A 15,962-nucleotide genomic window follows, 5' to 3' on the forward strand; every position below is an offset into this window, starting at 1 on the left:
TACCCGTCATGACTGTGATTCCGCCAACATCAACGGTAACACGCGGCATTCGGGATATTTCGTATGTCAAAGGTAACCGTTACCACTTTTCGCGCCTGGTTTTTTTAGTTTCACGACGAAAAAATGGTCTAAAACGTGATCAATTTAACACCTTGCTGATTGACCGTAAAGAAAGATGCGCTACATACAAGTGTAGCACCGTTTATTCTCTGTAAATTCCTTATTACGACGGCGTGAAACGCCTGTCAGGATCCACTGCCAGACCTCATTTTACGGTTTGCGCAGGCGTCTACGTTTCACCACAACACTGACATCGCTCTGGCAAGGATGTTAGGATGGACCACGGATGATAATGACGGTAACAAGCATGTTAGACAATGTTTTAAGAATTGCCACACGCCAAAGCCCACTTGCACTCTGGCAGGCACACTATGTCAAAGACAAGTTGATGGCGAGCCATCCGGGCCTGGTCGTTGAACTGGTACCGATGGTGACGCGCGGCGATGTGATTCTTGATACGCCGCTGGCGAAAGTAGGCGGAAAAGGCTTATTTGTAAAAGAGCTGGAAGTCGCGCTCCTGGAGAATCGCGCCGATATCGCCGTACATTCAATGAAAGATGTGCCGGTTGAATTCCCGCAAGGTCTGGGACTGGTCACTATTTGTGAGCGTGAAGATCCTCGCGATGCCTTTGTGTCCAATAACTATGACAGTCTGGATGCGTTACCGGCAGGCAGTATCGTCGGAACGTCCAGTTTACGTCGCCAGTGCCAACTGGCTGAACGCCGCCCGGATCTGATTATCCGCTCCCTGCGCGGCAACGTCGGCACTCGCCTGAGCAAACTGGATAACGGCGAATACGATGCCATCATTCTTGCCGTAGCCGGACTAAAACGTTTAGGTCTGGAATCACGCATTCGCGCCGCGTTGCCACCTGAGATTTCTCTTCCGGCGGTAGGACAAGGTGCGGTCGGTATTGAATGCCGCCTTGATGATACACGCACTCGCGAGCTGCTTGCCGCGCTGAATCACCACGAAACTGCACTGCGCGTTACCGCAGAACGCGCCATGAATACCCGTCTCGAAGGCGGATGTCAGGTGCCAATTGGTAGCTACGCCGAGCTTATTGATGGCGAAATCTGGCTGCGTGCGCTGGTCGGCGCGCCGGACGGTTCGCAGATTATTCGCGGTGAACGCCGCGGTGCGCCGCAAGATGCCGAACAAATGGGGATTTCGCTGGCAGAAGAGCTACTGAATAACGGCGCGCGCGAGATCCTTGCTGAAGTCTATAACGGAGACGCCCCGGCATGAGTATCCTGGTCACCCGCCCGTCTCCCGCTGGAGAAGAGTTAGTGAGCCGTCTGCGCACACTGGGGCAGGTGGCCTGGCATTTTCCGCTGATTGAGTTTTCTCCGGGTCGACAATTACCGCAACTTGCTGATCAACTGGCAGCGCTGGGGGAGAGCGATCTGTTGTTTGCCCTCTCGCAACACGCGGTTGCTTTTGCCCAATCACAGCTGCATCAGCAAGATCGTAAATGGCCCCGACAACCTGATTATTTCGCCATTGGACGCACCACCGCACTGGCGCTACATACCGTAAGCGGACAGAAGATTCTCTACCCGCAGGATCGGGAAATCAGCGAAGTCTTGCTACAATTACCTGAATTACAAAATATTGCGGGCAAACGTGCGCTGATATTACGTGGCAATGGCGGTCGTGAGCTAATTGGGGATACCCTGACGGCGCGCGGTGCTGAGGTCACTTTTTGTGAATGTTATCAACGATGCGCAATCCATTACGATGGTGCAGAAGAAGCGATGCGCTGGCAATCCCGCGAGGTGACGACGGTCGTTGTTACCAGCGGTGAAATGTTGCAGCAACTCTGGTCGCTGATCCCACAATGGTATCGTGAGCACTGGTTACTACGCTGTCGACTATTGGTCGTCAGTGAGCGTTTGGCGAAACTCGCCCGGGAACTGGGCTGGCAAGACATTAAGGTCGCCGATAACGCTGACAACGATGCGCTTTTACGGGCATTACAATAACTCTCATAACAGGAAGCCATAATGACGGAACAAGAAAAAACCTCCGCCGTGGTTGAAGAGACCAGGGAGGCCGTGGACACCACGTCACAACCTGTCGCAACAGAAAAAAAGAGTAAGAACAATACCGCATTGATTCTCAGCGCGGTGGCTATCGCTATTGCTCTGGCGGCGGGCGTCGGTTTGTATGGCTGGGGTAAACAACAGGCCGTCAATCAGACCGCCACCAGCGATGCCCTGGCTAACCAACTTACGGCACTGCAAAAAGCCCAGGAGAGCCAAAAAGCCGAGCTGGAAGGCATTATCAAGCAACAAGCTGTACAGCTTGAGCAGGCGAATCGTCAGCAAGAAACGCTGGCAAAACAGTTGGATGAAGTCCAACAAAAGGTCGCCACCATTTCCGGCAGCGATGCTAAAACCTGGCTGCTGGCTCAGGCTGATTTTCTGGTGAAACTCGCCGGACGGAAGCTGTGGAGCGATCAGGACGTCACGACCGCTGCAGCGTTGCTGAAAAGTGCAGACGCCAGCCTGGCGGATATGAATGACCCGAGTCTGATTACCGTTCGCCGGGCAATTACTGATGATATCGCCAGCCTTTCTGCGGTATCGCAGGTGGATTATGACGGCATCATCCTTAAGCTGAATCAGCTTTCTAATCAGGTAGATAATCTGCGTCTGGCCGATAATGATAGCGATGGTTCGCCGATGGATTCCGACGGTGAAGAGCTTTCCAGTTCCCTCAGCGAATGGCGTATCAATCTGCAAAAAAGCTGGCAGAACTTTATGGACAACTTCATTACGATTCGCCGTCGTGATGACACCGCCGTACCGCTGTTAGCGCCGAATCAGGATATCTATCTGCGCGAAAATATTCGCTCTCGCCTGCTGGTCGCAGCACAAGCTGTACCGCGTCACCAGCAAGAGACTTATCGCCAGGCGCTGGAGAACGTCTCCACCTGGGTACGTGCTTACTACGATACTGATGATGCCACCACCAAAGCGTTCCTCGACGAGGTGGACCAGTTAAGCCAGCAAAATATCTCGATGGATCTTCCGGAAACCCTGCAAAGCCAGGCGATGCTGGAAAAACTGATGCAGACTCGCGTGCGTAACCTGCTGGCACAACCGGCAGCGGGGACAACGGAAGCTAAACCTGCACCTGCACCTGCACCTGCACCTGCACCTGCACCTGCACCGCAAGCTGATACTCCGGCAGCCGCGCCGCAAGGAGAATAACCATGCTAAAAGTGTTATTGCTCTTTGTTTTGCTGATTGCGGGGATAGTGGTTGGCCCGATGATTGCCGGTCATCAGGGTTACGTGCTGATCCAGACCGACAACTACAATATTGAAACCAGCGTCACTGGCCTGGCGATTATTTTGATTCTGGCGATGGTAGTGCTGTTTGCCATTGAGTGGCTACTGCGGCGGATCTTCCGCACAGGCGCACACACCCGTGGGTGGTTTGTCGGACGTAAGCGTCGCCGTGCCCGTAAGCAGACCGAACAGGCGCTGCTGAAACTAGCGGAAGGCGATTATCAGCAAGTTGAAAAGCTGATGGCGAAAAATGCCGATCACGCTGAACAACCGGTGGTGAACTATCTACTGGCTGCCGAAGCCGCGCAACAACGTGGTGATGAAGCACGCGCCAACCAACATCTGGAACGCGCAGCGGAGCTGGCCGGCAATGACACCATTCCGGTAGAAATCACCCGTGTACGTCTGCAACTGGCCCGTAATGAAAACCATGCTGCACGCCACGGCGTGGATAAGCTGCTGGAAGTTACGCCACGCCATCCGGAAGTATTACGTCTGGCGGAACAGGCGTATATCCGCACAGGTGCATGGAGTTCGCTGCTGGATATCATCCCATCAATGGCGAAAGCCCATGTTGGTGATGAAGAACATCGTGCAATGCTGGAACAACAGGCATGGATTGGCCTGATGGATCAGGCGCGCGCCGATGACGGTAGCGAAGGTTTGCGAAACTGGTGGAAAAACCAAAGCCGGAAAACGCGTCATCAGGTGGCGTTACAGGTGGCAATGGCGGAACATCTTATTGAATGTGACGATCATGATACTGCTCAGCAAATTATCATCGACGGCCTGAAACGCCAGTATGATGATCGTCTGCTGCTGCCGATCCCGCGTCTGAAAACCAATAACCCGGAACAGCTGGAAAAAGTGCTACGCCAGCAAATCAAAAACGTCGGTGATCGCCCGCTGTTGTGGAGCACATTGGGTCAGTCACTGATGAAGCACGGTGAATGGCAGGAAGCATCGCTCGCCTTCCGCGCGGCGCTGAAACAACGTCCGGACGCCTACGATTACGCATGGCTCGCCGACGCGCTGGACAGACTGCACAAACCAGAAGAAGCTGCAGCGATGCGCCGCGACGGTTTGATGTTAACGTTGCAGAACAACCCGCCACAGTAGTTCTTTCTCACCCGGAGGCAAGCACCTCCGGGACCTTTCTGATACATAAAAAAACGCCTGCTCTTATTACGGAGCAGGCGTTAAAACAGGTCTGTATGACAACAAGTGGGTGCTTCACTCAACGTTGTGTCCATGGTGTCTGATGAGGCATAAGCGACATCTGTCAGTGGACGATAAGCACCGTAAACGGCTCTGCGTCATTCCGGAGTTTATGAGGCACTAAGGCGAACATAAGAGATGGAATGAGCATCTACTCGTTTATTATGCCACAGAGAACTGGGAAATAACATCCCTTAACACTTGTTATGAGATAATTCTGTAATCCTCTTTGCTTCCTGAGTAATAACTTCCTGAGTGAATATTTCTCCTGCGCACGATTCTACACATATATATAATGAATAATAAAATTCATTCAATTAATAACATATATATTAATTGCCGTTAAAATTAAAAACAGCATCAATAATCAACGCGATATAACATCACCGCCTTACATATCACCTGCGCCAGAGGTAGGATTGAAAACGCTCTCCTGATTTTCCAATTCATTATCTGGATAAATAAATAATTTATTTTCATCACTATTATTTATGCAATCATCCTGTCAGGGAGAGGGATCTCAATTATCAATGCTTAATTACGTCAACATTTTGACGACATGAAACCGGAGCATTTTGCATGGAATTTTCGTTTTCACCCAAACTTCTTGTTGTGGCTGTCGCCGCCGCTCTTCCACTCATGGCCAACGCAGCAGATACCCCGTCAACCGCCACCGCACGCAAAGGCTTTGCCGGATACGATCACCCAAACCAGTATCTGGTTAAACCGGCGACCACTATTGCCGACAACATGATGCCGGTGATGCAGCATCCTGCACAAGACAAAGAAACCCAGCAGAACCTGGCAGAACTTGAGAAAAAAACCGGTAAGAAACCGAACGTGGTTGTTTTCTTGCTGGATGATGTGGGCTGGATGGATGTTGGCTTTAACGGCGGCGGCGTGGCGGTGGGTAACCCTACACCAGATATCGACGCCGTTGCCAGCCAGGGGCTGATTTTAACTTCGGCGTATTCTCAACCGAGTTCTTCCCCAACCCGCGCCACGATTCTTACCGGACAATACTCCATCCACCACGGCATTCTGATGCCGCCAATGTACGGGCAACCGGGCGGTCTGCAAGGGTTAACCACTCTGCCGCAGTTGCTGCACGATCAGGGCTACGTCACTCAGGCCATCGGGAAATGGCATATGGGGGAAAACAAAGAGTCGCAGCCGCAGAACGTTGGCTTTGATGATTTCCGCGGCTTTAACTCGGTATCCGATATGTATACCGAATGGCGTGATGTTCACGTCAACCCGGAAGTCGCCCTGAGCCCGGATCGTTCTGAATACATCCAAAAACTGCCGTTCAGCAAAGATGACGTTCATGCCGTGCGCGGCGGTGAACAGGAAGCCATTGCCGACATTACGCCGAAATATATGGAAGACCTGGATCAACGCTGGATGGAATATGGCGTTAAGTTCCTCGACAAGATGGCGAAGAGCGATAAGCCTTTCTTCCTCTACTACGGCACTCGCGGCTGTCACTTCGATAACTACCCAAATGCGAAATATGCGGGTAGCTCTCCGGCGCGCACCTCTTACGGCGACTGCATGGTGGAGATGAACGATATCTTCGCCAATCTGTATAAAGCACTGGAGAAAAACGGTCAGCTTGATAACACGCTGATTGTGTTCACCTCTGATAACGGTCCGGAAGCCGAAGTTCCGCCGCACGGTCGCACGCCGTTCCGCGGTGCGAAAGGTTCTACATGGGAAGGCGGCGTTCGTGTGCCAACCTTCGTTTACTGGAAAGGCATGATCCAACCGCGTAAATCTGACGGCATTGTCGATCTGGCGGATCTCTTCCCTACGGCGCTGGATCTGGCGGGGCATCCTGGGGCGAAAGTAGCGAATTTAGTACCGAAAACCACCTTTATCGATGGTGTGGACCAGACATCTTTCTTCCTGGGAACAAATGGTCAGTCTAACCGTAAGGCCGAGCACTACTTCCTCAACGGTAAACTTTCTGCTGTGCGTATGGATGAGTTCAAGTATCACGTCCTGATCCAGCAACCGTACGCGTATACCCAGAGCGGGTATCAGGGTGGATTCACCGGCACAGTAATGCAAACGGCGGGATCGTCGGTGTTTAACCTGTACACCGATCCGCAGGAAAGCGACTCTATCGGCGTGCGCCATATCCCAATGGGTGTACCGCTACAGACCGAAATGCATGCGTATATGGAGATCCTGAAAAAATATCCACCACGCGCGCAGATTAAATCTGATTAAGCCGGCGCTATCGCTACATCGGGCCACACTGACCTTGCCGGATGCGGCGTGAACGCCTTATCCGGCAATCAACCGCAGGCGGCCACAAAATGGCCGCTTTTTTACTTATTCACCACCATCAAATGCGCCTGCATAATGTCGCTGGCCGGACGACCGTGCGCCAGCAAATCAGCCATTGCTTTAAGATATGGCGGTAGATGGCGGAAATAACGCTGATACCCGGCACACAAATAATTCAGCCCGGGTTTGCCGCTGGCATCGAGCATAAAGCGGTGTTTCGGACAGCCTCCCCAGCACGCTTTTAACACGTAGCAACTGCGACACTGCGCCGGTAACTGCTTAAATTTATCTTCACCAAACACCTGCTGTTGCGGGGAATCTACCATTTCTGCAATTGTCTGCTGAAGCATATTCCCCAGTCGATATTGCGGATAAACATAGTGATCGCAGGCGTAAACGTCGCCGTTGTGTTCAACAATCACCGAGCGTCCACAGGTTGGCTGATGATGGCAAACCGCTCCTGGCGCACCGACAAAATTGGCAAACGCCCATTCGATATTCATCACGAAAATCTTGCCGACGTCGCGTTTGATCCAGTGGTCGAATATCGCCACCAAAAATTCACCGAACTCATCGGGGCGTACCGACCATTCCGTCAGTTCGCCCTGAATATCGCCGGGAGCATGTAGCATAAGTCCAGCATGAGCAGCCGTTTCATCAGCCAGGCGCTCGACCACCGGAATAAACTGGATGAACTCAGCGCCTGCATCACACAGAAAATCATAGACTTGCAAAGGTTGTAACGCACTGGTGCGATTAACGCAGACCAGCACGTTATAGTCGACATGATGTTTTTGCAGGAGCGTCAGGGCACGCATCACCAGTTTATGCGTTGGTCTGCCGCCTTTGGTCACGCGATATTGATTGTGGATCTCAGCCGGACCATCCAGCGATAACCCAACAAGAAAATGATTTTCTGCCAGAAATGCACACCATTCGTCATCGAGCAGCACGCCGTTAGTCTGGAAGCTGTTACTTATCTTCCTGCCAGCACCATATTTCGCCTGTAGCACCACGGCACGGCGGTAAAAATCCAGCCCGAGTAACGTTGGTTCGCCGCCCTGCCAGGTAAAAGCCACTTCGTTTTGGGTTTCGCTGGCAGCGATATAGTGACGGACATACGCTTCCAGCGTGTCATCGTCCATATGCGTGACTGGCTTTTCGCGGTAAAGGGATTGTTTTTCGAGATAAAAACAGTAGTCACAGTTCAGATTACAATCGGAACCGCTCGGTTTCGCCATCACATGAAAAGCACGCGTTGGAACCTGTTGCAGCATGGTCGCTCCTTGCCTGAAGTCATCCTTCAATAAGTTAAGGGCGAAATCATACCGTGGCGCAATGAGTTATTACGGGCGTTTATTGCGAAGGGAAAGTGACGAAATGCACAGAAAACAAAAAACCCCGCCGAAGCGGGGTTCAAAATTGGTCGGCGAGAGAGGATTCGAACCTCCGACCCACTGGTCCCAAACCAGTTGCGCTACCAAGCTGCGCTACTCGCCGAAATACTGCTTTTTGAATTTTTAGTTCAATTCTTTAAAGTCGTGGTGCGAGGGGGGGGACTTGAACCCCCACGTCCGTAAGGACACTAACACCTGAAGCTAGCGCGTCTACCAATTCCGCCACCTTCGCATTGTCACAACTTCTAATAATGGGGTGGCTAATGGGATTCGAACCCACGACAACTGGAATCACAATCCAGGGCTCTACCAACTGAGCTATAGCCACCACTACAAATCTTGTTACGCGGTATTACTACCACCGCAGCTCAAGCGCCGGGACTAAATGGCGCGCCCGACAGGATTCGAACCTGAGACCTCTGCCTCCGGAGGGCAGCGCTCTATCCAGCTGAGCTACGGGCGCTTAGCGCCGTTGCGGGGGTGGATAATACGGACTTCCCACCCCTCTGTCTAGTCCCTTTTTAAATAAATTGCGCGTTTGGTTACGGTTTGTGCGTTTTGCTGCTTATTCCTCCAGTTTATGCGCTTTACCGTGGCGATTAAGCCCAAAAATTTTATAAATCGCCGTCACCGCCAGCATAAAGATGATGCCGACAAACAGCGACATACGCGTATCTTCATTAAAGTACATGCCGATCAAAACGCAAATCAGGAATGCCATTGTTACGTAGTTGGCCCACGGGAACAGGATTGAGCGGAACGGATGGCTGGCAATCGCCGCTTTATGCGCACGACGAAAACGCAGCTGGCTTATCAATATCACAAACCATGGCACCATCCCCGGAAGCACGCTGGCACTGTAGACGTAGACAAACACACGCTGCGGATTGGGAATGATGTAGTTCAGGCATGAGCCAATTAACAGGATAGCAATAGATACTGCCACACCCGCAACCGGTACGCCGTGACGGGAAACTTTCGCCATCGCCGTCGGTAACTGACGGTTTTTCGCCAGTGCATAGAGCATACGTCCGCAACTGTACATGCCGCTGTTACAGCCAGAGAGCGCAGCCGTCAGCACCACAAAGTTGATAATGCCCGCCGCTGCGGTAATGCCGATTTTGGCGAAAGTCAGTACGAACGGGCTGCCGTTACTGCCTATTTCATTCCACGGGAAGATGGTGACGATAACGAAAATCGCGCCTACGTAGAAAATCAGGATACGCCACAGCACTTTGCCTACGGCACTGCGCAGCGTCACCTGCGGATTCTTCGCTTCACCGGCCGTAATGCCAATCAGCTCCACGCCCTGGTAGGACGCCACCACAATACACAGAGCGGTCAGGAACCCTTTCCAGCCACCCGCAAAGAAACCGCCATGCTCTGTGAGATTGCTAAAACCAATCGACTGCCCGCCATTGCCAAAGCCAAAGAAAATCACGCCCAGGCCAATGACAATCATCACGATAATCGTGGTGACTTTGATCATCGCGAACCAGAACTCGATTTCGCCGTACAACCTCACCGCAGCCAGATTCGCCAACGCCACCAGCGCCACCGCGATCAATGCGGGTATCCACTGCGCCATCTCCGGGAACCAGAACTGGACATAAACGCCAATGGCGGTGATTTCTGAGATCCCCACCGCCATCCACATAAACCAGTAAGACCAGGCGGTGAGATAGCCAAAAAACGGGCTCATATAACGATGCGCATAAACGGCGAACGAACCGGTAACCGGTTCGAGGAACAACATTTCGCCCATTGAACGCATGATGAAAAAGACGAACAGCCCGGCGATGATATAGGCCAACAATACGGATGGCCCGGCCCATTTCAGGGTACTGGCGGCCCCCATAAACAGGCCGACGCCAATGGTGCCCCCCAGGGCGATGAGTTCGATATGTCGAGCTTCCAGCCCACGCTGTAGCTCTGGTTTGTTATCTGCCATAAATCCTCGTGTTGTGTTTGCATGCTTTCCGGTGTTACCGGTTATCGTTATGGGTACATCGAGTGTTGCGAATGTTTTCGTAATTCAGGAGAAATGGCAAATAAAGCATTAAAAATTTGAATGCTTTGTGTAATAAAAAAGCAGACAGGCGACGAAGTGACCACTCCGTCGCTTTACAAAGAGAGGAAAATCAGAGGTTGCCGGTGTAATGCCAGCGTAAATAACGCAGCAAACGAAGCTGACGCTTAATGCGGCTCGGCTGCGAAAGCAGGCGGTAGAGCCACTCCAGCCCCAGCGTTTGCCAGATTTTCGGTGCGCGTTTTACGTGACCGGTGAAAACATCGTAGGTCCCGCCAACGCCCATATACAGCGCATCTGGATGCACCAGACGGCAGTCGCGCATGAAGATCTCCTGCTTTGGCGATCCCATCGCAACGGTGACGATTTGCGCTCCGCTGGCATGAATGCGTTCAAACAGCGCCTGACGCTGCTCGGGTTTAAAATAACCATCCTGGCTGTCAACGATATTCACATTCCACTGGTTGCGTAGTTTAGCTTCAGTTTGCGCCAGCACTTCAGGTTTACCGCCCACCAGAAATACCGGCGTCCCTTCTTTGCCTGCGCGCGCCATCAGCTCTTCCCAGAGATCGGCCCCGGCAACGCGGGAAACCTGCGCCTGCGGGTACTTTTTACGTACTGAACGTACAACGCTGATGCCATCCGCATATTTAAATTCGGCAGCGTTAATTAACTCCCTGACCTCGGCGTTATCTTCAATGGTCAGCATTTTTTCAGCATTAATGGCAACCAGCGTTCCCTGCTTAAGCTGCCCGTCAGCGAACAGATAATCGAGGGCGTGCTGCATATCACGCCAACCGATCAACTGTAAGCCACGCAGCGTATAGGTCGGTGCCGTGGTGTTGTTATTCATTGTTATCCTTCAACCTGCGTCCGGAGCGATGATTTTGTACGTTTATGAATGAGTCCGGCGCTTTCAAAAAGCCAGTACAGCAGTTTTGCGATCATCAGACATGCGCCGAAGACCACGATAAAAAAGACTACGCGTGAGACAAACGAATCCAGCCCTTCACGCGCCAGCACGATCATATTGAAGATCGCCCCAAAGCAGAAACTGTGCAATATCGCAGCTTTATAGCGATTAGGCTCGCGGTTGCCCAGCTCATACAGCCAGTCGAACCATTTGATGATCAGACCAACCACGATCGCCCCGAGCGGGATGAACAACGCGCCGCCCATCACCACCAGTGAGCCTATAAGCGTAGGCGAGATCGCCAGTCCGGAGTGGTTATTCAGCACTTCCCAGGTAAAGTAGTTGGCGGAGTTCAGTACCATACTCGGGCGACCCGGCCACAGCCAGGAAGGGATAAAGACATAGAAATCGCGGACAATGGGAGCCAGACCCTGGAAGTCGATGTTGTCGTAGTTCTGCAACAGCAATGCCAGATTCTCCCACGGCGAAAAGGTATCGCGGGTGAGATAGAGAAACGTATAGAACGCTTCATCACCGCTCACATTCATTCCATAGCGTTTTAGCGCCAGCCAGAACATGCCAACAATCCCCAGCACGCCCGCTGCCGCCAGCATCCACAACGAAATCCAGCCGCGAATAATGCCAATAAACAGGAAGATAGCGAATGCGATAATGATATTGGCGCGAGTGCCGCCGACAATCATATAAGTCAGCAAGCCAAAAGCGACCGTGCTGACGAGGAAAAACAGCCACGCTTTGCTGTCCTGGCGCAGAAAGTAGACCACCAGCATCGCCGGGATGAAAAAGTAAAAGAAGCGTTTTAACGCCACGCCGGAGACTTCACTGGAGAAGATCTGACTGTAGGAGTTAAGCCGGAACAGCAAAAAGCCGTTGTGCATGAAGAAGATGCCGACGCTTACCAGCGCGATGCCCATCAGGATCACCCACGTAAGATTGGTCTCCACGCGGTTCATGGTAAACAGCGGACGGCGCGGTACATCAGCAACGCGTTTGCGTAGGCGGGTTTTGTAGGTGACATAGTAAACCGCGTAGAAACAGCCCGCAGAAAGCAACGCCTGCAACAAGATTTCTGGCGGCGCGACACCAACATCAAAGCGAAATACCAGCACGCTGGTCAGTGGGAAGCCGAAGAAAAAGGTGAGCAAAAACAGCAATGAAAAGAAGACATTGAAGTTAAAACGCACACGGCGAAACTCAAACCAGGTCAGCGTGGCAATAAACAGCGTGCAGAGCAGCCAGACAACAAACAGGCCACTGAATTGCAGCAGACTCATGCAACCTCCCCGGCGGCAATAGCCAACGCCCGCTGCCAGCCTTGCAGATAGTTCGGGCTAAAGAAGGCAATGGTGTTTTTATCCACCGACGCCAACTGGCGCTGCGCTTCACGCACAATATCCTCGTTGAGATCGTCAGTGGTAAACAGCACCGGTAAATGCTGTTCCGTCATATCCTGCCAGAACGGATTTTCCCGGTTAAGCACACAAGGAATGCCCGCCTGAATCAGTAAGCACAGCGTACCAATGCCCTGCTGGCGGGCAAAAATAAAGTAACCAAGATCGCACTGACGAAGTAACGTCAGATAGGCGTCAAATTCCAGTTTTTCGCTCAGAACTTGCAGATTTTCTTCGCTGAATAACGCCAGCCCCGCCTGACGAACGTCCTCGATGTACGCTTCGTTATTAGGCGGATATCCCATCGGCACCACCACTTTTACCGTATCGCCAAATTGCTGATGAACGGCGCGCAAGGCAGCAATATGCTCATTGCTGCGGTCGCCGGAGTTCCCCACCAGAATGGTCATTTTCCCTTCACGTTGCCGCTCGTTCGCCATCGTATTGAGAGAAGGATCCATCCGCGTCGGGAAGTACAGCAGTTCGCCCCGCACCTTTGGGTGCGTTTTGGCAAAAAAGCTCAAATCACCGCGGGTGGCAAATACACAGCCGACTCGCTTTTGCGCCAGGCGACGTAGTGGGTAAAAAAGCTTATATCTCAAGCCACTGGAAAGCTCGTACAGGTCTGCCCCCCAGATATGCCAGAAAAACTGGCTGGGCTTAATGCCACCACTCAGCAAAGCCAGCCACAGTTTGGGATTGAACTGACCGTGGAAGAAAAAACGCTGCTGACGGTTAGTTTTTGCTTTCGCGATGACCGCTTCCGCCAGCGATTTTTTCCCAGGGAAAAATTGCACAGAAAGCGCCGGACAGCTATCACTTAAGCCGTCGTCCTTGCCAACAACCATAAACTCGCGCGCGTGCTCGCTCGTCGCGGCCAGCGCGTCATTGAAAAACCGCAAAACGGTTCGGTTATGGTGAGGGATATCCGATCCCAGTACGTGAATCAGTACAGTCATGCCCGCCTACGCCAGAGTAAAAACACGCCACAACAAAGAGAAAAATAGACGATATAGGTTGCCATATAGGCCTGCGCCGCGCCCAGTGCACCATGCGCAGGGATTAGCCAGTGGGCAAATACCATCAATAAAGTGAACTGGCTGACTTCCGCCAGAATATAAAACCGCAGTGAAGCTTTGGCGATCACCAGATAACCAAAGACATAAGCGCCCACTTTTAACACATCACCCACTAACTGCCAGGCAAAGAGATCGCGCATAGCGGTAAATTTATTCGACAACAGCAGCCAGATAGCAAAATCACGCAGCAACCAGACGGTAAAACTCGCCGCCGCCACTGCCGGTAAGACGAATTTCAGCGATTTAACCACTTCCCGGGTGATATCGCGCTTTTCCGTTAGCCGCGACAACGTGGGCAGCAAATATACGCTGAACGATGCCGTAATAAATTGCAGGTAGGCATCGGAAATACTGCTCACCCCTTGCCAGATCCCCACCTCATCCCAGCTATACTGCGCCGCCAGCAGTTTACGCATCATGATGTAAGCAACAGGCAAGGTCACCGACGTAATCAACGCCATGAGCGTAAATTTGCTCAACTGCCCTGCCAGACCGTTATCCCAGCTGGGTTTCAGATAGCTTAACGGGATGACACCACGTTTGATCAACATGATGGCGGCAGGAATTACCACCAGCGCGGGAATCAGCGCCAGACCCAGCAACGCCCCTTCATAACCGCCCAAACGGTAACTGACGTAGTACGCGAGAACGCCAATCAGGCTGCCGACAATCAGGGATAACGCATTACCTGCGGCATCGCGAAAGCCTTTCATCAACGCCAGTAACAGGTTGCCCCAGGCGATCCCCATTTGCACCAACGCCACTAAACGCACCAGCCCCTGATAGTCGGTATTACCAAACAATCCCTGGCTGATTGGGGCTGCCGCCAGCACAAAAACCAGCGCCATCAGCGTAGAGAAGCCAAGTACCATCGCTGATGAAGTGCCGACCACGCGGCGCAGCTGCTGCGGATTATCATGGTACTGAGCAACGTATTTGGTTACGCCATTAAAGATGCCCGCCCCAGCAAGCACGCCGAGCACGGTAATCAACTGGCGGAAATTTGCCGCCAGCCCAAGCCCCGCAGGACCAAATGACACCGCCAGCAACTTACCGACCAGTAACCCGGCACCAATCTTGACCAGTGTACTGGCCGCCGTCCACAAGGACGCTTTTGCCAACGACATATCAGGAGAAGTAGTTCAACAAAGTCGCAATTACCGTACGCTGATTGACGGGCGACAGGTTGTAGAACAGCGGCAGGCGCAGCAGGCGCTCGCTCTCTTTGGTGGTGTAGCGATCTTCACCGTGGAACTCACCAAAGCGTTCCCCCGCAGGGCAACCGTGCAGCGGAATGTAATGGAACACCGCCATGATTTCCGCTTCTTTCAGAAAGTTAATCAACGCGCTCCGGTCATCAATATCCCGCAGTTTAATGTAGAACATATGCGCGTTCTGCACGCAGCCATCGGGAATCGACGGCAGCTCGATACGCCCGGCTTTCGCCAGAGGTGCTAACGCATCGTAGTAGTTTTGCCACAGCGCCAGACGTTGCTGATTGATACGATCCGCTGCTTCCAGTTGCGCCCACAGGTACGCAGCTTGCAGATCGGACATCAAATAGCTGGAGCCAATATCGCGCCAGGTATATTTATCGACCTGACCACGGAAGAACTGGCTGCGGTTTGTGCCTTTTTCACGGATGATCTCGGCTCGTTCGATCAACGCTTTATCGTTAATCAGCGTCGCGCCGCCTTCACCGCCCGCCGTGTAGTTTTTGGTTTCATGGAAGCTAAAGCAGCCAATATGACCAATGGTTCCCAGTGCACGCCCTTTGTAAGTGGACATCACGCCCTGAGCAGCATCTTCCACCACAAACAGATTATGCTTTTTTGCCAACGCCATAATGGTGTCCATTTCGCAGGCCACACCCGCGTAATGGACCGGCACGATAACGCGCGTTTTGTCGGTGATCGCTGCTTCAATCAACGTTTCGTCGATGTTCATGGTGTCCGGGCGAACATCCACAAAAACGATTTTTGCGCCACGCAGCACAAAGGCATTGGCGGTGGAGACAAAGGTGTAGCTCGGCATGATCACTTCATCGCCAGGCTGGATATCGAGCAGCAGCGCCGCCATCTCCAGCGAAGCGGTGCAGGACGGCGTCAGTAACACTTTGGCGCTGCCAAAACGTTGCTCCAGCCACTGCTGGCAGCGACGGGTAAAACCGCCATCGCCGCACAGTTTGCCGCTACCCATTGCCGACTGCATATAGTCGAGTTCGGTTCCCACCACCGGCGGTGCGTTAAATGGAATCATG

Annotated in this window: 12 protein-coding genes and 4 tRNA genes; 5 read left to right on the forward strand and 11 right to left on the reverse strand. The window is 52.5% G+C overall.

The features are described 5' to 3' along the window. The first annotated feature begins 367 nt into the window (after positions 1–367). The 5 genes from hemC (at position 368) to aslA (ending at position 6,812) form a co-directional block, all read left to right on the forward strand. The gene (gene hemC, locus ACJHXB_RS20750; RefSeq protein ID WP_001303155.1) at positions 368–1,309 is read left to right on the forward strand and encodes a hydroxymethylbilane synthase; all 942 of its coding nucleotides are present in this window, start codon (positions 368–370) and stop codon (positions 1,307–1,309) included. Continuing rightward, positions 1,306–2,046, forward strand: coding sequence for a uroporphyrinogen-III synthase (hemD, locus tag ACJHXB_RS20755; protein WP_000026078.1), 741 nt, complete (start codon positions 1,306–1,308; stop codon positions 2,044–2,046). The genes hemC and hemD overlap by 4 nt, the downstream gene beginning before the upstream one ends. Positions 2,047–2,067: 21 nt before the next feature. Then, positions 2,068–3,279: a uroporphyrinogen-III C-methyltransferase gene (gene hemX, locus ACJHXB_RS20760; protein ID WP_000139107.1), complete on the forward strand. Its 1,212-nt coding sequence runs from the start codon at positions 2,068–2,070 to the stop codon at positions 3,277–3,279. 2 nt (positions 3,280–3,281) lie between these two features. Continuing rightward, positions 3,282–4,478 (forward strand): protoheme IX biogenesis protein HemY, encoded by a 1,197-nt coding sequence (gene hemY / locus ACJHXB_RS20765; RefSeq protein WP_000921783.1) that lies wholly within the window; start codon positions 3,282–3,284, stop codon positions 4,476–4,478. A 678-nt stretch (positions 4,479–5,156) separates the two neighbouring features. Continuing rightward, positions 5,157–6,812 carry an arylsulfatase AslA gene (gene aslA, locus ACJHXB_RS20770; protein ID WP_000395846.1) on the forward strand — a complete coding sequence of 552 codons (1,656 nt, stop codon included), beginning with the start codon at positions 5,157–5,159 and terminating at the stop codon, positions 6,810–6,812. Between the two features lie 101 nt (positions 6,813–6,913). On the opposite strand, the gene ACJHXB_RS20775 is transcribed toward aslA, so the two are convergent. From ACJHXB_RS20775 to rffA, 11 genes are all read right to left on the reverse strand, one after another. Further along, positions 6,914–8,149, reverse strand: coding sequence for an anaerobic sulfatase maturase (locus ACJHXB_RS20775; protein ID WP_000941560.1), 1,236 nt, complete (start codon positions 8,147–8,149; stop codon positions 6,914–6,916). Positions 8,150–8,295: 146 nt separating this feature from the next. Further along, positions 8,296–8,372, reverse strand: a tRNA-Pro gene (locus ACJHXB_RS20780). A 42-nt stretch (positions 8,373–8,414) separates the two neighbouring features. After that, positions 8,415–8,501 (reverse strand) — tRNA-Leu (locus ACJHXB_RS20785). 20 nt (positions 8,502–8,521) lie between these two features. Then, positions 8,522–8,597, reverse strand: a tRNA-His gene (locus ACJHXB_RS20790). Between the two features lie 58 nt (positions 8,598–8,655). After that, positions 8,656–8,732, reverse strand: a tRNA-Arg gene (locus ACJHXB_RS20795). A gap of 102 nt (positions 8,733–8,834) precedes the next feature. Further along, complete coding sequence (gene thrP / locus ACJHXB_RS20800) at positions 8,835–10,220, reverse strand: bifunctional threonine/serine APC transporter ThrP (RefSeq protein ID WP_000774739.1); 1,386 nt, start codon at positions 10,218–10,220, stop codon at positions 8,835–8,837. 190 nt (positions 10,221–10,410) lie between these two features. Then, positions 10,411–11,151 carry a lipopolysaccharide N-acetylmannosaminouronosyltransferase gene (gene wecG, locus ACJHXB_RS20805; RefSeq protein ID WP_001064034.1) on the reverse strand — a complete coding sequence of 247 codons (741 nt, stop codon included), beginning with the start codon at positions 11,149–11,151 and terminating at the stop codon, positions 10,411–10,413. A gap of 2 nt (positions 11,152–11,153) precedes the next feature. Next, the gene (wzyE, locus tag ACJHXB_RS20810) at positions 11,154–12,506 is read right to left on the reverse strand and encodes an ECA oligosaccharide polymerase (RefSeq protein WP_000055129.1); all 1,353 of its coding nucleotides are present in this window, start codon (positions 12,504–12,506) and stop codon (positions 11,154–11,156) included. Then, positions 12,503–13,582 (reverse strand): TDP-N-acetylfucosamine:lipid II N-acetylfucosaminyltransferase, encoded by a 1,080-nt coding sequence (gene rffT, locus ACJHXB_RS20815; protein WP_000217265.1) that lies wholly within the window; start codon positions 13,580–13,582, stop codon positions 12,503–12,505. The genes wzyE and rffT overlap by 4 nt, the downstream gene beginning before the upstream one ends. Further along, on the reverse strand, positions 13,579–14,829 hold the full coding sequence (wzxE, locus tag ACJHXB_RS20820; protein WP_000050265.1) for a lipid III flippase WzxE: 1,251 nt from the start codon (positions 14,827–14,829) through the stop codon (positions 13,579–13,581). Before wzxE ends, rffT begins: the two co-directional genes overlap by 4 nt. A 1-nt stretch (position 14,830) precedes the next feature. Then, complete coding sequence (gene rffA / locus ACJHXB_RS20825) at positions 14,831–15,961, reverse strand: dTDP-4-amino-4,6-dideoxygalactose transaminase (RefSeq protein WP_000612044.1); 1,131 nt, start codon at positions 15,959–15,961, stop codon at positions 14,831–14,833. Position 15,962 lies beyond the last annotated feature (1 nt).

Origin of the sequence: Escherichia sp. WS3227_2, assembly GCF_046486495.1 — a bacterium.
GTDB classification, from domain to species: domain Bacteria; phylum Pseudomonadota; class Gammaproteobacteria; order Enterobacterales; family Enterobacteriaceae; genus Escherichia; species Escherichia coli.